This is a genomic window from Stenotrophomonas maltophilia (assembly GCF_003970865.1).
Taxonomy (GTDB): Bacteria; Pseudomonadota; Gammaproteobacteria; order Xanthomonadales; family Xanthomonadaceae; genus Stenotrophomonas; species Stenotrophomonas maltophilia_AR.
In genome coordinates this window covers 55,039-73,275 of record NZ_RXLZ01000003.1, presented here as the reverse complement: position 1 = coordinate 73,275, position 18,237 = coordinate 55,039, and the positions used below count along the sequence as shown (strand labels likewise).

The 18,237-nt window shown below is 67.8% G+C and carries 15 protein-coding genes, 1 other RNA gene and 1 pseudogene; 15 read left to right on the top strand and 2 right to left on the bottom strand.

The features are described from left to right. The first annotated feature begins 70 nt into the window (after positions 1 to 70). An RNA gene (rnpB, locus tag EKL94_RS01645) (RNase P RNA component class A) lies at positions 71 to 422 on the top strand. A gap of 138 nt (positions 423 to 560) precedes the next feature. Here rnpB and EKL94_RS01640 read toward each other — a convergent pair. Next, the gene (locus tag EKL94_RS01640) at positions 561 to 1,040 is read right to left on the bottom strand and encodes a DM13 domain-containing protein (protein ID WP_126927720.1); all 480 of its coding nucleotides are present in this window, start codon (positions 1,038 to 1,040) and stop codon (positions 561 to 563) included. Positions 1,041 to 1,357: 317 nt separating this feature from the next. Beyond that, positions 1,358 to 2,110: an NRDE family protein gene (locus tag EKL94_RS01635; protein WP_126927719.1), complete on the bottom strand. Its 753-nt coding sequence runs from the start codon at positions 2,108 to 2,110 to the stop codon at positions 1,358 to 1,360. A gap of 323 nt (positions 2,111 to 2,433) precedes the next feature. Here EKL94_RS01635 and mraZ point away from each other — a divergent pair, with 323 nt between their 5' ends. The 14 genes and pseudogenes from mraZ to ftsZ all read left to right on the top strand — a co-directional run bounded on the left by mraZ (position 2,434) and on the right by ftsZ (position 18,161). After that, positions 2,434 to 2,880 carry a division/cell wall cluster transcriptional repressor MraZ gene (gene mraZ / locus EKL94_RS01630; protein WP_004143635.1) on the top strand — a complete coding sequence of 149 codons (447 nt, stop codon included), beginning with the start codon at positions 2,434 to 2,436 and terminating at the stop codon, positions 2,878 to 2,880. 14 nt (positions 2,881 to 2,894) lie between these two features. Then, positions 2,895 to 3,863: a 16S rRNA (cytosine(1402)-N(4))-methyltransferase RsmH gene (gene rsmH / locus EKL94_RS01625; RefSeq protein WP_075675368.1), complete on the top strand. Its 969-nt coding sequence runs from the start codon at positions 2,895 to 2,897 to the stop codon at positions 3,861 to 3,863. After that, on the top strand, positions 3,860 to 4,123 hold the full coding sequence (ftsL, locus tag EKL94_RS01620) for a cell division protein FtsL (RefSeq protein ID WP_005412242.1): 264 nt from the start codon (positions 3,860 to 3,862) through the stop codon (positions 4,121 to 4,123). The genes rsmH and ftsL overlap by 4 nt, the downstream gene beginning before the upstream one ends. Continuing rightward, the gene (locus tag EKL94_RS01615; RefSeq protein ID WP_126927718.1) at positions 4,120 to 5,964 is read left to right on the top strand and encodes a peptidoglycan D,D-transpeptidase FtsI family protein; all 1,845 of its coding nucleotides are present in this window, start codon (positions 4,120 to 4,122) and stop codon (positions 5,962 to 5,964) included. Before ftsL ends, EKL94_RS01615 begins: the two co-directional genes overlap by 4 nt. After that, the gene (locus EKL94_RS01610; protein WP_126927717.1) at positions 5,961 to 7,469 is read left to right on the top strand and encodes a UDP-N-acetylmuramoyl-L-alanyl-D-glutamate--2,6-diaminopimelate ligase; all 1,509 of its coding nucleotides are present in this window, start codon (positions 5,961 to 5,963) and stop codon (positions 7,467 to 7,469) included. Before EKL94_RS01615 ends, EKL94_RS01610 begins: the two co-directional genes overlap by 4 nt. Next, positions 7,466 to 8,860: a UDP-N-acetylmuramoyl-tripeptide--D-alanyl-D-alanine ligase gene (locus tag EKL94_RS01605; protein ID WP_126927716.1), complete on the top strand. Its 1,395-nt coding sequence runs from the start codon at positions 7,466 to 7,468 to the stop codon at positions 8,858 to 8,860. The genes EKL94_RS01610 and EKL94_RS01605 overlap by 4 nt, the downstream gene beginning before the upstream one ends. Next, entirely contained in the window at positions 8,850 to 9,935 is a 1,086-nt protein-coding gene (gene mraY / locus EKL94_RS01600) for a phospho-N-acetylmuramoyl-pentapeptide-transferase (RefSeq protein ID WP_010481929.1), read from the top strand. Before EKL94_RS01605 ends, mraY begins: the two co-directional genes overlap by 11 nt. 1 nt (position 9,936) lies before the next feature. Continuing rightward, positions 9,937 to 11,256 carry a putative lipid II flippase FtsW gene (ftsW, locus tag EKL94_RS01595; RefSeq protein WP_126927715.1) on the top strand — a complete coding sequence of 440 codons (1,320 nt, stop codon included), beginning with the start codon at positions 9,937 to 9,939 and terminating at the stop codon, positions 11,254 to 11,256. After that, complete coding sequence (gene murG / locus EKL94_RS01590; protein WP_126927714.1) at positions 11,253 to 12,341, top strand: undecaprenyldiphospho-muramoylpentapeptide beta-N-acetylglucosaminyltransferase; 1,089 nt, start codon at positions 11,253 to 11,255, stop codon at positions 12,339 to 12,341. Before ftsW ends, murG begins: the two co-directional genes overlap by 4 nt. A gap of 40 nt (positions 12,342 to 12,381) precedes the next feature. After that, the gene (gene murC / locus EKL94_RS01585; protein WP_126927713.1) at positions 12,382 to 13,818 is read left to right on the top strand and encodes a UDP-N-acetylmuramate--L-alanine ligase; all 1,437 of its coding nucleotides are present in this window, start codon (positions 12,382 to 12,384) and stop codon (positions 13,816 to 13,818) included. After that, positions 13,815 to 14,777, top strand: coding sequence for a D-alanine--D-alanine ligase (locus tag EKL94_RS01580; RefSeq protein ID WP_126927712.1), 963 nt, complete (start codon positions 13,815 to 13,817; stop codon positions 14,775 to 14,777). The genes murC and EKL94_RS01580 overlap by 4 nt, the downstream gene beginning before the upstream one ends. Beyond that, positions 14,774 to 15,451, top strand: a pseudogene (locus EKL94_RS01575) (cell division protein FtsQ/DivIB); the annotation flags it as partial. The gene EKL94_RS01580 and the pseudogene EKL94_RS01575, both read left to right, overlap by 4 nt. 68 nt (positions 15,452 to 15,519) lie before the next feature. Then, entirely contained in the window at positions 15,520 to 16,755 is a 1,236-nt protein-coding gene (gene ftsA / locus EKL94_RS01570; RefSeq protein WP_005408083.1) for a cell division protein FtsA, read from the top strand. A 170-nt stretch (positions 16,756 to 16,925) separates the two neighbouring features. Next, complete coding sequence (ftsZ, locus tag EKL94_RS01565; protein ID WP_126927710.1) at positions 16,926 to 18,161, top strand: cell division protein FtsZ; 1,236 nt, start codon at positions 16,926 to 16,928, stop codon at positions 18,159 to 18,161. Positions 18,162 to 18,237: the final 76 nt, after the last annotated feature.

Genomic DNA, 18,237 nt, shown 5'->3' with positions numbered 1-18,237 from the left:
TGGATGGATGAACCGGATGCCGCGATCAGCACGGCAGGAAGGGCGTGCGTAGGCTAGAATGTACGCTGGCGGAGCCGGCCAGACAGTCGCGTCATCCCTTCGGGGGTGCCGAGGAAAGTCCGGGCTCCATAGGGCAAGGTGCCAGGTAACGCCTGGGCGGCGCAAGCCGACGGAAAGTGCAACAGAAAGATACCGCCTACGTCTTCTTCGGAAGGCCGGTAAGGGTGAAATGGTGCGGTAAGAGCGCACCGCGAGTCTGGCAACAGACCGGCACGGCAAACCCCACCTGGAGCAAGACCAAATAGGGATCCTTTGGCGCGGCCCGCGTTGGATCCGGGTAGGTTGCTTGAGCGTTGCGGTGACGTAACGCCTAGAGGAATGACTGTCCACGACAGAACCCGGCTTATCGGCCGGCTCCGCCTCTTTCTTCTATATGCGTGCTTCTAAATGCGCGAACCGCGCAGCGGTAGTGCCGGCCGCTGGCCGGCAGCTTCACGATGCCTGCAGCGGCGGACAGAGTGCCGGCCAGCGGCCGGCACTACCCCGACGTCGCGCGGTCCTCAGCCAGGCGTACGGTATTGCCCGGCCGAAATGAACTGCGAGAAGCGCTCGCACCACACCACCACCGTGGTGTAGTCGTCCACGTTGACGTCATCGGGTACATCGACCAGGAAACGGTTGAAGGTCTTCACCTCGCCGATGCGCCGGGCCTGTGCCTTGATCTTCAGGAAGTCCGCCTTGTTGTCGACGAAATCGCGGACCAGGTAGACCTTGTAGTCCGGTCCCGGTCCCATCTTGCCGTCGAAGGCCACCTGGCGCGCGCTGACGCTGACCTTGCCTTCGGCCCAGTGCACCGCGTCGCTGCCCTTGAGGTCACGGCGGAACGTGGTGTGATGAGTGGCGTCGTTCATGGCGGCCTGCACCTGTGCCACCGGCGGATCATCAGGGGCGATCAGGATCGGCAGGAGGTACACCCCCAGGCCGAAGCCGAGGCCGAGCGTGAGTAGATGGGTGGCGAGCAGGATGAGGGTGCGGCGCATGGGGCCTCCATGTGGATGTGGATCGCGCGGCCTGGTGCCGGGCACGACCACCTTGGGAGGTTGCGGGCGGCATTTATAGACACAGTGGCAGACGCAAAAAGGGCACAGTGGGGGGGCCGTGGTGGCGCAGGCCCTGTGGTACGGGCGAGAAGGCGCAGCGCCGGGAAGCTGAATGACGCCGTTGGCAGTCTTGGAGCGGGTAGTGCCGGCCGCTGGCCGGCAGCTGCGTGGCCTGCCCGAAGATCCGGAGGTTGCCGGCCAGCGGCCGGCACTACCCGGCTGGAAAGAGATTCCGGCCGGCGGCCGGCATGACCGGGTCAGAAAATGACGTGGCTCTGTCCGTTGGCTGCGCCCTGCGGGCCAAAGCGGCGCTCGTGGATCTCGCCGTGGCCATCGGCGTCGATCAGCAGCACGGTGCTGGCGCGGGTGCCGTAGTCGTCGCCGCGGATGAAGGCCGGGCTCAGCCAGCGCTCGCGTTCCAGGCCGATGCCGGTGTCGGGCAGGTCGCTGTCGGCGGGGCGATGTTCGTCGGCCAGGGCGGCCCAGAGCGGAGTCAGGTCCTCATCGCCGGCCTGCAACCACGCCGACAGCGCGTCCATCAGCCGTCGGGTCTTCGGCCAGGGGGCATCCAGCGCACCGTTGGACATGCCATGCACGCCCGGGCCCAGGCTCTGCCGCTCGGCGGGGTGGTTGCCCAGGAACTCCAGGCTGTGGCCGTCGGCCAGCAACAGGTTGAATGGCGCGTAGGCGCCGGCCACCGTTGCCAGTCGGTCGATGTGCACGGCCGCCGGATCGCGGCCGCGCAGGAAGTCGGCCACCAGCGCGCCCCGTGAAGGACCGGTCTGGGCCGCCAGCGGGTCGCGGACGTTGGTGACCACTGCCATCCGGCCCGAGGCGCCAACGCCGGCCCAGCCGCCGCCGGAGCGCAGGTCGCGCCCCCCGATGACGGAGGTCTCATCTTGCCAGGGGGCCAGCGCCGCCGTCGGGCGGGCGTGGAACTCATCACGGTTGCCGGTCATCACCAGCCGCCAGCGCGGGTGGTGCATCCAGCCAAGAGCGAGCAGGCACATGGCCTCATTGTGCACGGTTTGCGCAGTCTGGCGCCGCTTCCGGCCCGTTTTGGATGAATGCGCGGCCGATGTTTCACGCGCTGTCCACAGCCCTGAACTTCCGTTCAATCTCAAAAATTGAGACGGATCAGCAACTTGTGGATAAGCCTTGAACAATTCTCTAAAGGTTGTTGCAAGCCATTGATGTGGCTGGCGATTTCTCCGCTGAAAAGTTGTTGACAACCCTTCGGCCGCTGCTAAGGTGGGCATCAGAGGGAAATCCGGGTGTTTTGTGGGTTTTCGTGGTTCAATGTTTCACCGGGCGAAGGATAGGTGCACGCGTCGTGTTCCAGGGCGAGACGGCCATCACAGTTGACGACAAAGGGCGCATGGCGGTTCCCACCGCTTACCGCGACCTCGTCGCGCGCGCCAGCAACAACCGTCTCGTGCTGACCTACAACCCGTTCGAAGCCGGCTGCCTGTGGCTGTATGCAGAGTCGGAATGGGAGCGGGTCCGCGACGACGTGATGTCCAAGCCCAACACCCAGCGCGTCGTGCGCCTGTTGCAGCAGAAGCTGGTCGGCTCGGCCGCCCATCTTGAGCTGGACGGCAACGGTCGCATCAGCATCCCCGCCAGCCACCGCGGTGCGGTGGGCATTGAGAAGAAGGCGGTATTGCTCGGTATGGGCGACAAGTTCGAATTGTGGAGCGAGCAGGCGCATCGGGCCCTGATCCAGCAGACATTGTCTGACGAGGATCTGGGTGATGGGTTGCTCGACCTGAAGTTGTGAGCCGGGGTGCCCGGATGCGCCCAGAAGCGCAGGCCGGTCACCTTCCGGTGTCGCAGTCGCCGGCGGTGCACCTGCCGGTCCTGTACACCCAGGTCCTTGAAGGCCTGAGGGTGATCGAAAACGGACGTTATCTGGATGGCACGTTCGGTCGTGGCGGTCATGCACGTGGCGTGCTCACCCAGCTCGGTCCCGAGGGGCGCCTGCTGGTCATGGACAAGGATCCGGAAGCCATCGCCGTAGCCGAGCGCGATTTCGCGCCGGACCCGCGCGTGTCCATCTTCCGTGGCAGCTTCGCCCAGCTGCTGCAGTGGGATGCGACGGCCGAAGGCCTGGACGGCGTGCTGTTCGATCTCGGTGTGTCGTCGCCGCAGCTGGACGTGGCCGAACGTGGCTTCAGCTTCGGCAAGGATGGCCCGCTGGACATGCGCATGGACCCGGACAGCGGGGAAAGCGCCGCGCAGTGGATCAACCGCGTCGAAGACCGCGAGATCGCCGACGTGCTGTGGACCTACGGAGAAGAGCGGCAGAGCCGCCGCATCGCCCGCGCCATCGTGGCCCGCCGCGAGAAGCAGCCGTTCACCCGCACCGCCGAACTGGCCGAGCTGATCGCCTCGGTGATGCCGCGTGGCAAGGACAAGATCCACCCGGCCACGCGCAGTTTCCAGGCCATCCGCATCCACATCAACCGCGAGCTGGCCGACCTGGAAGCCGGGCTCGATGCGGCCGTGGAACGGCTCAAGCCCGGCGGCCGCCTGGCGGTGATCAGCTTCCATTCGTTGGAAGACCGCATCGTCAAGCAGTACATGAACCGCCTGGCCAAGGCGCCGCCGGCCAACCGCCGCCTGCCCGAAGCCGTGGCGTTCGTGCCGACCCTGGATCTGATCGGCGGCGCCATCAAGGCCACCGATGAAGAACTGGCCGCCAACCCGCGTGCCCGCAGCGCCGTGCTGCGCGTTGCACAGAAGCGGGAGGCCGATGCATGAGCCGGCTGCTGCTGATCATCCTGTTGGCCTCCACCGTGGCCTCGGCGATCGGCGTCGTGTTCGTGCGTCACCGTCACCGGCAGACGTTCATCGAGCTGTCGCGCGCCGAGCGCAAGCGCGATGACATCAATCTGGAATTCGGCCGCCTGCAGCTGGAGCAGGCGACCCTGGCCGAGGCCAACCGCGTGGACCGCATTGCCCGCGAAAAGCTGGGCATGAAGTTCCCCGAGGCCGCCGACATCGTGGTGGTGCGGCCATGAGCAAGACCGGCCGCAACCGCCCGCGCAACGCCTTCAACCTGCGCCAGCGCCTGCGCTGGGTCGCGCTGGCGCTTGGCCTGTGCTCGGTGTCGCTGGTCGGTCGCGCGGCCTACGTGCAGATCATCAACAGCGATTTCTACCAGCGCCAGGGCGAGGCCCGTTACCTGCGCGAGCTGCCGATCAAGACCTCGCGCGGCATGATCACCGACCGCAACGGCGAGCCGCTGGCGGTATCCACCCCGGTCGCCTCGATCTGGGTCAATCCGCAGGACCTGCTGCGTTCGCCCGAGCGCATCCCGGAGCTGGCCCAGGCGGTCGGCATGTCGGTGGATGAGCTGAGCAGCCGCCTGTCGCAGAAGTCGGACAAGGAATTCATGTACCTGCGCCGCCGGATCAATCCGGACGAGGCAGAGAAGGTGGTCGCGCTGAAGATTCCGGGCGTGGCCGCGCAGCGCGAGTTCCGCCGCTTCTACCCGCAGGGTGAGGCGATGGCGCACGTGCTGGGCTTCACCAACATCGACGACCGCGGCCAGGAAGGCCTGGAGCTGGCGTTCGACGAGTGGCTGCGCGGCAAGGCCGGTGCCAAGCGGGTGATCCGCAACCGCAAGGGCGAAACCGTCGAAAGCGATCTGCTGCGCGCCGCCGAACCGGGCAAGGACCTGACCCTCAGCATCGACCGCCGCATCCAGTACCTGGCGTTCAAGGAACTGCGCAACGCGCTGGTGGCCAACAAGGCGGCCGGCGGTTCGATGGTGATCATGGACGTGACCACCGGCGAGATCCTGGCCATGGTCAACCTGCCGACCTACAACCCGAACTCGGTGGGTGGTGCGGCCCCGGATACCCGCCGCAACCGTGCGGTGACCGACCTGGTCGAGCCGGGTTCGACGATGAAGCCGTTGACCATCGCCACCGCGCTGCAGTCCGGTGCGGTGACCAAGGACACCGTCATCGACACCAACCCGGGCTACATGCAGGTGGCCCGCTTCACCATCCGCGACGTGCCGCGCAACAACGGCGTGTTGAACGTGACCGGCGTGATCACCCGCAGTTCCAATATCGGCGCGGCCAAGGTTGCGGCGAAGATGCCGGACCAGGTGTTCTATGACGGCGTGCGCCGCTTCGGCTATGGCTCGGTGCCGCACAGCGGCTTCCCGGGTGAATCCGGTGGCGTGGTGCGACGCCCGGCCAACTGGGATGGTGCCACCAAGACCACCATGTCCTACGGCTACGGCCTGAACGTGACGCCGCTGCAGATCGCCACCGCCTATTCGGCGCTGGCCAATGGCGGCAAGCTGATCGCGCCGACCTTCGTCAAAGGCCAGCGCAACGAATCGCATCAGATCATCGATGAGAGCGTCGCCAGGCAGGTGGTGGCGATGATGGAAACGGTTGTTACCCAGGGCGGCGCCAAGCAGGCGGCAGTGCTGGGCTACCGCGTGGCCGGCAAGACCGGTACCGCGCGCAAGACCGGCCCGGGTGGTTACGAGCGTGGCCATTACAACGCGCTGTTTGCCGGCGTGGTGCCGGCCACCAACCCGCGCTTCGCCACCGTCATCGTCATCAACGACCCGCAGGCCGGCAAGTTCTACGGCGGCCTGGTGTCGGCGCCGGTCTACCACAACGTGATGGAAGGCACCCTGCGCCTGATGGACGTGCCGCTGGACGACCTGCAGTCGTGGCTGGCCGCACAGCAGTCCGGCAAGGTCGGCCACTCGGCCTCGATCCTGCCTGCGCCGCCCGCAGAGGCTGCGCTGCCGGTGGATGCCGCCGCTGAATTCGACGCTGCGCTGCCCAGCGCGCAAGCCCAGACGCCGCCCGCTACGGGAGGCACGCAATGAGTCCTTCGATGTTGCTTTCGCAGTTGCTTCCGGACGTTGCTCTCGCCGGGCACGACCCCGTTCTGACCGGCCTGGTGCTGGACAGCCGCGCCGTGCGCCCCGGCAATGCCTTCGTCGCCATCGCCGGTTTCGGCGCGCATGGCCTGGGCTTTGTCGAGCAGGCCCGTGCGGCCGGCGCCAGCGCCATCCTGTTCGAACCGCCGGCACCTGCCGAACTGCCGGCACCGGGCGATGCGATTGCCGTGCCGGGCCTGCGCGCGCGCATGGGTGCGATGGCCGACCAGTTCCATGGCGCACCGTCGCGGGCAATGGCGATGGTCGGTGTCACCGGTACCAACGGCAAGACCTCCACCGTGCAGCTGCTGGCCCAGGCCTGGCATCTGCTCGGAACGCCCAGTGGCAGTATCGGCACGTTGGGCGCCGGACTTTATGGTGCGGTTGAACCGACCGGCTTCACCACGCCACTGGTGCTGCAGATGCATGCGCTGCTGGCGCAGCTGCGCGACGCCGGTGCGCGCGCGGTGGCGATGGAAGTCAGCTCGCACGCGCTGGACCAGGGCCGCGTGGATGCCGTGCACTACGACGTGGCGGTGTTCACCAATCTCACCCGCGACCATCTGGACTACCACGGCGACATGGCCAGCTACGGCGCGGCCAAGGCGCGGCTGTTCCATCGTCCGGGCCTGAAGTCCGCGGTGATCAATCTTGACGACGCCTTCGGCCGCCAGCTGTTCGCCGGCCTGCCGGCGGGCGTGCAGCCGATCGGCCTGAGCTCGCGCGGTGCCACCGATGCCAGTGTGCGCGCCGAAGCGCTGCAGCTGGACGGGCGTGGCATTGCCTTCGAACTGGTCATCGACGGCCAGCGCGCGGCGGTGCAGTCGCCGCTGCTGGGCCGCTTCAACGTGGACAACCTGCTGGCCGTGGCCGGCACCCTGCACGCGCAGGGCCAGCCGCTGCCGCGCATCGCCGAGGTGCTGTCGGCGCTGCAGCCGATCCGTGGCCGTATGAACCGCCTGGGCGGCGAAGACGGCCTGCCCACCGTGGTGGTCGATTACGCACACACCCCCGACGCGCTGGAACAGGCGCTGGACAGCCTGCATGGCCACCTGCACGGCGCGCTGTTCTGCGTGTTCGGCTGCGGTGGCGAGCGCGATACCGGCAAGCGCCCGCAGATGGCGGCCATCGCCGAGCGCCTGGCCAACCAGGTCATCGTTACCGACGACAACCCGCGTGGCGAGGATGGCGACGTGATCGTGGCCGACATCCTGGCCGGCTTCACCGATGCCTCCGCCGTGACCGTGCAGCGCAGCCGCGCGCGTGCGATCGGCCTGGCGGTGAAGCGTGCCGGTGCCGGCGACATCATCCTGATCGCCGGCAAGGGCCACGAGCCGTACCAGGAAGTGAATGGCGTGCGCCATGACTTCGACGACACCGAAGTGGCCGCCGCTGCACTGGCGGCCAAGGCGGGTGTACTAGAGGCGCAGGCCGGGGAGGGCGCGGCATGAAGCGCACCCTGCTTTCGCTGATCGCGCACTGGGCCGGCGGCGAGATCCACGGCGACGACGTGGCCATCGATGCGGTCAGCAATGACACCCGCAACCTCGGCCCGGGCAGCCTGTATGTGGCGCTGCGCGGCGAGCGTTTCGACGGCCATGACTTTGCCGCCGACGCGCAGGCGCGCGGTGCCAGCGCACTGCTGGTCGAGCGCCTGCTGCCGATCGAACTGCCGCAGGTGCTGGTGGCCGACAGCGAACTGGCGCTGGCGAAGATCGCCACCGGCATGCAGCGCGACCGCGGCACCGAGGTGTTCGCGATCACCGGCAGCAACGGCAAGACCAGCGTGAAGAGCCTGCTGCTGTCGATCCTGCAGCAGGTGGCCCAGCACGCGCACAAGGTGGTCTACGCCAACCCGGGCAACCGCAACAACGAGATCGGCCTGCCGCTGGCAGTGATCGATGCACCGGAAGATGCCGACTACGCCGTCTACGAGATGGGCGCCGGTAAGCCGGGCGACATCGCCTACCTGACCGACATTGCCCGCCCGCGTTATGCGCTGGTCAACAACATCGCCCCGGCGCACCTGGAACGCATGGGCAGCCTGCTCGGCGTAGCGGTGACCAAGGGCGCGATCTATGCCGCGCTGCCGGCCGATGGCGTGGCCGTGATCAATGTGGACGATGCCTACGGCCGCTGGTTCGAACAGCACTTCGTCGGCACTCCGGCACGCTGCCGCGTACTGCGCTATGGCCTGGAGCACACCGCGGACATCACCGCGCGCGACATCCGCGCCGGCGCGCAGGGCAGCCAGTTCACCCTGGTCGCACCGAGCGGCGAAGCCCGCGTGGTGCTGGGCCTGCCGGGTCGCCACAACGTCAGCAACGCGCTGGCCGCTGCCAGCCTGGCGCTGGCGGCTGGTGTCGATCTGGCGCTGATTGCGGCCGGCCTGGCCGAAGCGCAGCCGGTGCCGGGCCGCCAGATCGCCCATCAGCTGCGCAACGGCGCGGTGCTGGTGGACGACAGCTACAACGCCAATCCCGGTTCGCTGGCTGCGGCCATCGACGCCCTGGCCGCCGCGCCGGAAGAGGGCTGGCTGGTGCTGGGCGACATGCGCGAGCTGGGTCCGGACGCCGAAGCGCTGCATGCGCAGGCCGGCATCCGCGCACGCGCCGCTGGTCTCAAGCGCCTGTATGCGCTGGGCCCGCTCAGCGCCGCCGCCGCCACCGCCTTCGGCGAAGGCGGCCGTCATTTCGCCACCCATGACGCGCTGTCGCAGGCGCTGAAGGACGAGCTGCACGCCGGCGTGCGCTGCCTGGTCAAGGGTTCCCGTGGCAGCGCCATGGACACGATTGTCAAAGCGCTGCTGGCGCAAGGAGAGGAATCCCCGCATGTTGTATGAACTGGCTCGATGGTTGCAGCAGTTGGAGAGCCTGTTCGGTCTGTTCAACTACCAGACGTTCCGCGCCATCCTTGCCGCGTTGACGGCCCTGTTCCTGTCGCTGTGGCTCGGCCCGGCGATGATCCGCAAGCTTGCCCAGTTCAAGGGCGGCCAGCCGATCCGCAAGGACGGTCCGCAGACCCATTTCTCCAAGGCTGGCACGCCGACCATGGGTGGTTCGCTGATCCTGCTCACCATCACCCTGTCGGTGCTGATGTGGGCCGACCTGCGCAACCGCTACGTGTGGCTGGTGCTGGCGGTGATGCTGTGCTTCGGCGCCATCGGCTGGTATGACGACTGGATCAAGATCGTCCGCCGCGACCCGAACGGCCTGAAGTCGCGCTGGAAGTACCTGCTGCAGTCGATCTTCGGCCTGGCCGCGGGCCTGTTCCTGTTCTACACGGCCGACGTGCCGGCGGCGCTGACCTTCTACATCCCGATGTTCAAGTCGATCGCGCTGCCGCTGGCCGGCATCGGCTTCGTGGCCATCGCCTACTTCTGGATCGTCGGTTTCTCCAACGCGGTGAACCTGACCGACGGCCTGGACGGCCTGGCGATCATGCCGACCGTGCTGGTGGCCTGCGCGCTGGGCGTGTTCGCCTATGCCTCGGGCAACGTGGTGTTCGCCAACTACCTGCAGATCCCGCAGATCCCGGGCGCCGGCGAGCTGGTCATCATCTGCGCGGCCATCGCTGGCGCGGGCCTCGGCTTCCTGTGGTTCAACACCTATCCGGCCATGGTGTTCATGGGCGACATCGGCGCACTGGCGCTGGGTGCGGTGCTGGGCACGATCGCGGTGATCACCCGCCAGGAGCTGGTGCTGGTGATCATGGGCGGCGTGTTCGTCATCGAAACGCTGTCGGTGATGATCCAGGTCGCCTCGTTCAAGCTGACCGGCAAGCGCGTGTTCCGCATGGCGCCGATCCACCACCACTTCGAACTGAAGGGCTGGCCGGAGCCGCGCGTGATCGTGCGCTTCTGGATCATCTCCGTCGTGCTCGTGCTGATCGGCCTGGCCACGTTGAAGGTGCGCTGAGATGAACGACCTGTCCCGCCAGGCAACACGCCTTGAAGCCATCGAAGGCAGCTACGACAAGTGGCTGCTGGGCGCGATCATCGCGCTCACGGGCATCGGCGTGGTGATGGTGGCGTCCAGCTCGATCGCTCTGATGAGCAGCCCGTTCTACTACCTCAACCGCCACCTGATCTTCCTGGCGGTGGGTATCGTGCTGGCGGTCGTTGCCGCCCGCACTGAACTGAAGTCCATCGAGCAGTACAACCAGATGCTGCTGCTGGGCTGCTTCGTGCTGCTGCTGGCGGTGTTCGCGCCGGGCCTGGGCAGCACGGTCAACGGTGCACGCCGCTGGATCAACCTGGGCATCTCCAAGTTCCAGACGGTGGAAGCGGTGAAAGTGCTCTACATCGTCTGGCTGTCCAGCTACCTGGTGCGCTTCCGCGACGAGGTCAACGCGACCTGGCCGGCGATGCTCAAGCCGCTGGGTGTGGCCGGTGCGCTGGTGCTGTTGCTGCTGCTGCAGCCGGACTTCGGCTCGTCGACCCTGCTGCTGGCGATCACCGCCGGCATGCTGGTGCTGGGCGGGGTGAACATGCCGCGCATGTCGATGCCGGTGATCATCGGCCTGGTCGGCATGAGCGCGCTGGCGATCATCGAGCCGTACCGCATGCGCCGCATCACCTCCTTCCTGGACCCGTGGGCCGACCAGCAGGGCGACGGCTACCAGCTGTCCAACGCGCTGATGGCGGTGGGCCGTGGCGAGTGGACCGGCGTCGGCCTGGGCAATTCGGTGCAGAAGCTGTACTACCTGCCCGAAGCGCACACCGACTTCATCTTCTCGGTCACCGCCGAGGAATTCGGCTTCCTGGGCACCTGCGTGATCGTGGCCCTGTACGCGCTGCTGGTCGGCCGCACCTTCTGGCTGGGCATGCGCTGCGTGGAGATGAAGCGCCACTTCTCCGGCTATATCGCCTTCGGCATCGGCCTGTGGATCAGCATGCAGACCTTCGTCTCGATCGGCGTGAACCTGGGCATCCTGCCGACCAAGGGCCTGACCCTGCCGCTGATCTCCTCCGGCGGTTCGTCGGTGCTGATGACCTGCGTGGCGATGGGCCTGCTGCTGCGCGTGTCCTATGAACTCAAGCGCGCCGAGCGCCGCCAGGCCGTGCGCATCGGCGGCACCGAAGACGCCGCTGCCGAGCCGATGGACGAGCCCGCCGCACCGGTGACCGCCAGCGTGCCGATGAGCGCCGAGCCGACGGCTGCCGCTGCAGCGAACGCCGCACGCGGTACCAGCCGCCTGCAGTCGCGCATCGAACCGACCTTCGGGAGGCTGTCATGAGCGCAGCCACCGACAACGTGCGCCCGGTGATGATCCTGGCCGGTGGCACCGGCGGTCACATCTTCCCCGGCCTGGCCGTGGCCCGCGTACTGCGCGAGCGTGGGGTGCCGGTCACCTGGATGGGTGCCGACGGTGCGATGGAAACCCGTCTGGTGCCGCAGCACGACATTCCGATCGACACCCTGGCCATCACCGGCCTGCGCGGCAAGGGCAAGCTGGCCCTGCTGGGCGCGCCGTGGCGGCTGATGCGCGCGCTGCGCGCGGCCGGCATGATCATCCGCAAGCGCCAGCCGCGTGCCGTGGTCGCCTTCGGTGGTTTCGCCTCTGGCCCCGGTGGCATGGCCACGCGGCTGCATGGCCTGCCGCTGATCGTGCATGAACAGAACCGTGCACCGGGCCTGACCAACCGCATCCTGTCGCGCTATGCGCGCCGGCTGCTGACCGGCTTCCCCGGTACCTTCGCCAAGGGCGAGGAGTTTGTCGGCAACCCGGTGCGTGCGGAGATCGCCGCCATCGCACCGCCGGAACAGCGCTTCGCCGACCGCCAGGGTCCGCTGCGCGTGCTGGTGGTCGGTGGCAGCCAGGGCGCGCGTGCGCTCAACACCGGCGTGCCGCAGGCGATTGCTGCGCTGGGCACGAGCGTGCCGGTGCAGGTGCGCCACCAGAGCGGCGAGAAGATGCATGCCGAAGCGGTCGAGGCGTATGCCAAGGCCGGCGTGCAGGCTGAAATCACCCCGTTCATCGCGAACATGGCCGAAGCCTTCGCCTGGGCCGACCTGGTGGTGTGCCGCGCAGGCGCTTCGACGCTGGCCGAGCTGTGCGCGGTCGGTGTCGGCAGCGTGCTGGTGCCATTCCCCGCCGCCGTCGACGATCACCAGACCCGCAATGCGGAGTACCTGGTCGAGCGCGGCGCGGCGGTTTTGCTGAAGCAGGACGGAACGCTGGCCGACGGCATTGCCGCACTGCTGCGCGATCTGTCCGAAAATCCCGCCCGCCGCATGCAGATGGCGCAAGCCGCGCGTGCCCTGGCCAAGGTCGATGCCGCCGAGCGCATCGCCGATATCATTCTCGAGGAAGCTGTATGAAGAAGGCATGCCACCGCGCCTGCCCTGCGCGAGGCCGCGCATGATCCGCCGCCTGCACGACACCAACGACCTGGTGCGCGCATTCCCGCGCGTGCATTTCGTCGGCATCGGCGGCACCGGCATGAGCGGTATCGCCGAAGTGATGCTGACGCTGGGCTATGAAGTGTCCGGTTCGGACAACGCAGACAACGTGGCGACCCGCCGCCTGGCCAGCCTGGGTGCGCGCATCATGCGCGGCCACTCCGCGGCCAACGTGCTGGGCACCGACTGCGTGGTGGTCTCCAGTGCCATCCGCGAAGACAACCCGGAACTGATGGAAGCGCGCAGCCAGCGCATTCCGATCATGCCGCGTGCGGCCATGCTGGCCGAGCTGATGCGCTTCCGCCGCGGCATCGCCGTGGCCGGTACCCATGGCAAGACCACCACCACCAGCCTCACCGCTGCGGTGCTGAGCGAAGGTGGCCTGGACCCGACGTTCGTGATCGGTGGCCAGCTGTTGGCTGCCGGCGCCAACGCCAAGCTGGGCGGTGGGCAGTGGCTGGTGGCCGAGGCCGACGAAAGCGATGGCAGCTTCCTGCGCCTGAACCCGCTGATGTCGATCATCACCAACATCGATGCGGATCACCTGGAGAACTACGGCAACGATTTCGCCCGCGTGCAGGCGGCGTTCGCCGAGTTCCTGCAGCGCCTGCCGTTCTACGGCCTGGCGGTGCTGTGCATCGATGACCCGGAAGTGGCTGCACTGGCCGCCAAGACCCCGCGCCACGTGATGAGCTACGGCATGAGCCCGCAGGCCGACGTGCGCGCCGAGAACGTGGTGCAGGAAGGCTCGCGCATGCGCTTCACCCTGCGCCTGCCGCAGGGCACCAGCCAGGAAGTGGTGCTGGCGTTGCCGGGCAAGCACAACGTGCTCAACGCGCTGGCCGCCGCTGCGGTGGGCTGGCAGCTGGGCGTGGCGCCGGATGCGATCGCACGTGCGCTGGAAGCCTTTGCCGGTGTCGGCCGTCGCTTCAACGATCTGGGCGAAGTAACCACCGCCAGCGGCGCCAAGGTGCGCATCATCGACGACTACGGTCATCACCCGAGCGAGCTGGAGGCCGTGTTCGCCGCCGCCCGTGGTGGCTGGGCCGACAAGCGCCTGGTGGTGGCCTTCCAGCCGCACCGCTACAGCCGTACCCGCGACCAGTTCGACAAGTTCGCTGCGGTGCTGTCCAGCGTCGATGCGCTGGTGCTGAGCGAGGTCTATCCGGCCGGCGAGGAGCCGATTGCCGGTGCCGACTCGCATGCGCTGGCCCGCGCCATCCGTGCCCGCGGCCGCAGCGAGCCGGTGGTGGTGGGCAAGGCCGCCGAGCTGGCCAGCGTGCTGCCGGACGTGCTGCAGGACGGTGACCTGCTGCTGATGATGGGCGCCGGCGACATTGGCGCCGTGGCCACCCACATCGCGGTGGAAGGCTTCAAGGGGGAGGGCCAGGCGTGAGCGCGCTGACCTTCCCGCCGCTGCGCGTGACCGCCCCGGCCAGCTTCGGCCGCGTCGCCGTGCTGCTCGGTGGCACCTCCAGCGAACGCGAGGTGTCGCTGGATTCCGGCCGCAACGTGCTCGAAGCCCTGCAGTCGCGCGGCGTCGATGCGTTTGCCGTAGACGGCATTCCGGCCCTGGCCAAGGCGCTCGCCGCCGGTGGCATCGACCGCGTGTTCAACATCCTGCATGGCCACAACGGTGGTGGTGAGGACGGCATCGTGCAGGGCCTGATGGACGCCTTCGGCGTGCCGTACACGGGCTCGAACGTGCTGGGTTCGGCGCTGAGCATGGACAAGATTCGTACCAAGCAGGTGTGGCTGTCACTGGGCCTGCCGACCCCGCAGTACCGCAAGGTTACTGCCGAGGACGTCCACGCCAATGCCGCCGAGCTGGGCCTGCCGGTGGTGGTGAAGCCGGCCAATGAGGGCTCCAGCGTGGGCATCAGCCGGGTCACCGACGATGCCGGCCTGGATGAGGCGGTCGCCCTGGCTGCGCGCTACGACGGCCAGCTGCTGATGGAGCAGATGGTGGTCGGCGACGAACTCACCGTGGCCATCCTCGGTGACGTCGCGCTGCCGTCGATCCGCATCGTGCCCAAGGGCCAGTGGTACGACTACAACGCCAAGTACATTGCCGAGGACACCCAGTACCTGTGCCCGGGCCTGGATGGTGACGACGAGGACGAGATCCGGCGCATCGCGTTGGCCGCGTTCCGTGCCGCCGGCTGCCGGGGGTGGGGCCGCGTGGACGTGATGCGCGACCGCAGCAGCGGCCGCTTCTTCCTGCTGGAAGTGAACACCGCGCCGGGCATGACCAGCCACTCGCTGGTGCCCAAGGCCGCAGGCCAGGCCGGCATCAGCTTTGAAGAGCTGGTGTGGCGCGTGCTGGAACAGACCCTGGAGGCCTCGCACGCATGAACGCGGTGCTGCGCATCTTCGTCTGGCTGTTGGCGCTGTCGGTGGTTGCACTGCCGGTGGTGGCCGTGGTCAATGGCTGGGTCGGCGCCGAGCGCTGGCCGCTGGCGAAGCTGCGCGTGCATGGTGAGTTCAAGCGGGTGCCGGCCGAGCAGCTGCAGCAGGTGCTGCTGCCGTATGCGCACGCGGGTTTCTTCGCGGTCAAGCTGCAGGACGCGCAGGACGCACTGGAACAGCTGCCGTGGGTGGAAAGCGCCCAGGTGCGCAAGCAGTGGCCGGACGTGCTGGAAGTGACCCTGGTCGAGCACAAGCCGTTCGCGCGCTGGGGCAACGACCGCCTGGTTTCCGAGCAGGGCAAGTTGTTCCCCACGCCGAAGAAGCTGGCCGATCTGGCGCTGCCCGAACTGGACGGCCCGGACAGCCAGACCGAAGAAGTGATGAAGCTGTACAGCGACTCGCGTGCATTGTTCGCACCGGCTGGCGTGGACGTGCGCCGGGTGACGATGGATGCGCGCGGCAGCTGGTCGCTGGTGCTGAGCAATGGCACTGAAGTGGTGGTCGGCCGTGACGACGCGCGTTCGCGCATGCAGCGCTTCGTGCAGGTGCTGCCGCAGTTGAACCGCCAGGCCGCGCCAATCGAGCGCGCCGACCTCCGTTACACCAATGGTTTCACGCTGAGCTGGGGTACCCCGGCCACGCCGGCGAAAACGCCGGCGACCCCGGCCAGCAGGACGCAGGAAAGGACATGAATCGCAAGGGTGACAAATCGCTGATCGTTGGCCTGGACATCGGCACCTCCAAGGTGGTGGCGCTGGTGGGCGAGTACTCGCCGGGCAACCCGATCGAAGTGATCGGCATCGGCTCGCACGAGTCGCGCGGGCTCAAGCGTGGCGTGGTGGTGGACATCGAATCGACCGTGCAGTCGATCCAGCGCGCGGTGGAAGAAGCCGAGCTGATGGCCGGCTGCGAGATCCGCTCGGTGTATGCCTCGATCTCCGGCAACCACGTGCAGTGCAAGAACTCGCCCGGCATCGTGCCGATCCGCGACGGCGAAGTGACCTGGGGCGACCTGGATCGCGTGCTCGATGCGGCCAAGGCGGTGGCGATCCCGGCCGACCAGAAGATCCTGCACGCGATCCCGCGCGAGTACGTGCTGGACGATTCGCAGGAAGGCATCCGCAACCCGGTCGGCATGACCGGCGTGCGCCTGGAAGTGCACGCCCACCTGGTGGTGTGCGCGCAGTCGGCTGCAGCCAACATCAGCAAGTGCGTGCAGCGCTGTGGCCTGCAGGTGGACGACCTGGTGCTGTCCTCGCTGGCCTCCAGCGTGGCGGTGCTGACCGCTGACGAACGCGAGCTGGGCGTGGTGCTGGTCGACATGGGCGCCGGCACCACCGACATCGCGGTGTTCGTGCAGGGCGCGATCTGCCACACGGCTTCGCTGCCGATCGCTGGCGACCACGTCACCAATGACATCGCGCACATGCTGCGCACGCCGACCCCGGAAGCCGAGCAGATCAAGGTGCGTTACGCCTGCGCCCTGGCCCAGCTGGCCACCGCCGAGGAAAGCATCCAGGTGCCGTCGGTGGGCGACCGTCCGCCGCGCCGCATGCCGCGCCACTCGCTGGCGCAGGCCGTGCAGGGCCGCTACGAGGAAATCTTCGAGATGGTGCAGGCCGAACTGCGCCGCTCCGGCTTCGAGGAACTGGTACGCGCCGGCATGGTGCTGACCGGTGGCGCTTCGAAGATGGAAGGCGTGGTCGAACTGGCCGAGGAAATGCTGCAGATGCCGGTGCGCGTGGGCATCCCGCAGCACGTCACCGGCCTGGGCGAAGTGGTCGGCAACCCGGTGCATGCCACCGGCGTGGGCCTGCTGCTGATGGGCAGCCAGATCGAACACCCGCGTCGGCCGTCGCTGCCGACCGGGCGCGCTGGAAGCATGTTCAAGAAACTCAAGACCTGGTTCCGCGGCGAGTTCTGACGCGGAACCCGTAACACCGGGCATCGCCCGGGCGCAGCACCCGCAGTACCCGTAGCACAACGCAACACCGGCAACACACAACCCACACAGCCGCAACGTCGGCATGCAGCAGGACGGCAGGACGCCCGAATGCCCATGCCAGCCAAAGCGGATACAACGAGGACACGGACATGGCGCATTTTGAACTGATCGAAAAGATGGCACCCAATGCGGTGATCAAGGTGGTTGGCGTGGGCGGCGGCGGCGGCAATGCCGTGGCGCACATGGTCAACTCGGCGGTGGACGGCGTGGAATTCATCACCGCCAACACCGACTCGCAGGCCATCAAGAATTGTGGTGCCAAGCTGCAGCTGCAGCTGGGTACCAACGTGACCAAGGGCCTGGGCGCAGGCGCGAACCCGGAAGTCGGCCGCCAGGCCGCGCTGGAAGACCGTGAGCGCATCATGGACGCGCTGCAGGGCGCGGACATGGTCTTCATCACCGCCGGCATGGGCGGCGGCACCGGCACCGGCGCTGCGCCGGTGGTGGCACAGCTGGCCAAGGAAATGGGCATCCTGACCGTGGCCGTGGTCACCAAGCCGTTCCCGTTCGAAGGCCGTCGCCGCATGCAGGTGGCGCTGAAGGGCATCGAGGAACTGAGCCAGCATTGCGACTCGCTGATCACCATCCCGAACGAAAAGCTGATCACCGTGCTGGGCCGCAACGCGACCATGATCCAGGCCTTCCGTGCCGCCAACGACGTGCTGCAGGGCGCCGTGCAGGGCATCGCCGACCTGATCGTGCGTCCGGGCCTGATCAACGTCGACTTCGCCGACGTGCGCACCGTCATGTCCGAAATGGGCCTGGCGATGATGGGTACCGGCACCGCCCGTGGCGATGACCGCGCCCAGGCCGCTGCCGAATCGGCCATCCAGAACCCGCTGCTGGACGATGTGAACCTGGCCGGTGCCAACGGCATCCTGGTCAACATCACCGCCGGTGCGGACTTCACCATGGCCGAGTTCGACGAGATCGGCCGCACCATCGATGGCTTCGCTTCGGAAGACGCCACCGTGGTGGTCGGTACCGTGCTGGATCCGGACATGCAGGACGAAGTGCGCGTGACCGTGGTCGCTACCGGCCTGAACCGCGTGTCGGCCAGCAAGACCCAGCGCCCGGGCGAGCGTGCGCCGATCAAGCTGGTCCGCAATGCCACCACCGGCCAGCCGGAATTCGGTGACTTCGACAACGGCGGTGACGCTGTGTCCAAGGCCGTCGGCGGCATGGGCCTGGGCCTGCGTCGCGCCAGCAGCGACACCGCGGCAGCCTCCACCCCGTCGGTCCCGGCGGCGTCGGCCCCGGCTGCAGCGGAACTGCCGAACGATTACCTGGACATCCCGGCGTTCCTGCGCCGCCAGGCGGACTAAGCGGGGCGCCCGGGGCTTGTCCTCCCCGGGTTGCGCCACCATGTCCTGAAAATGCGGGCGCCGGGCCAGGATGGGT

Bases quoted from the DNA above. Each gene is read 5' to 3' on its own strand.
- EKL94_RS01640 (WP_126927720.1), bottom strand. From the start codon at position 1,040: ATGCGCCGCACCCTCATCCTGCTCGCCACCCATCTACTCACGCTCGGC.
- EKL94_RS01635 (WP_126927719.1), bottom strand. From the start codon at position 2,110: ATGTGCCTGCTCGCTCTTGGCTGGATGCACCACCCGCGCTGGCGGCTG.
- rsmH (WP_075675368.1), top strand. From the start codon at position 2,895: ATGCGCCCAGAAGCGCAGGCCGGTCACCTTCCGGTGTCGCAGTCGCCG.
- ftsL (WP_005412242.1), top strand. From the start codon at position 3,860: ATGAGCCGGCTGCTGCTGATCATCCTGTTGGCCTCCACCGTGGCCTCG.
- EKL94_RS01615 (WP_126927718.1), top strand. From the start codon at position 4,120: ATGAGCAAGACCGGCCGCAACCGCCCGCGCAACGCCTTCAACCTGCGC.
- EKL94_RS01610 (WP_126927717.1), top strand. From the start codon at position 5,961: ATGAGTCCTTCGATGTTGCTTTCGCAGTTGCTTCCGGACGTTGCTCTC.
- EKL94_RS01605 (WP_126927716.1), top strand. From the start codon at position 7,466: ATGAAGCGCACCCTGCTTTCGCTGATCGCGCACTGGGCCGGCGGCGAG.
- mraY (WP_010481929.1), top strand. From the start codon at position 8,850: ATGTTGTATGAACTGGCTCGATGGTTGCAGCAGTTGGAGAGCCTGTTC.
- ftsW (WP_126927715.1), top strand. From the start codon at position 9,937: ATGAACGACCTGTCCCGCCAGGCAACACGCCTTGAAGCCATCGAAGGC.
- murG (WP_126927714.1), top strand. From the start codon at position 11,253: ATGAGCGCAGCCACCGACAACGTGCGCCCGGTGATGATCCTGGCCGGT.
- murC (WP_126927713.1), top strand. From the start codon at position 12,382: ATGATCCGCCGCCTGCACGACACCAACGACCTGGTGCGCGCATTCCCG.
- ftsA (WP_005408083.1), top strand. From the start codon at position 15,520: ATGAATCGCAAGGGTGACAAATCGCTGATCGTTGGCCTGGACATCGGC.
- ftsZ (WP_126927710.1), top strand. From the start codon at position 16,926: ATGGCGCATTTTGAACTGATCGAAAAGATGGCACCCAATGCGGTGATC.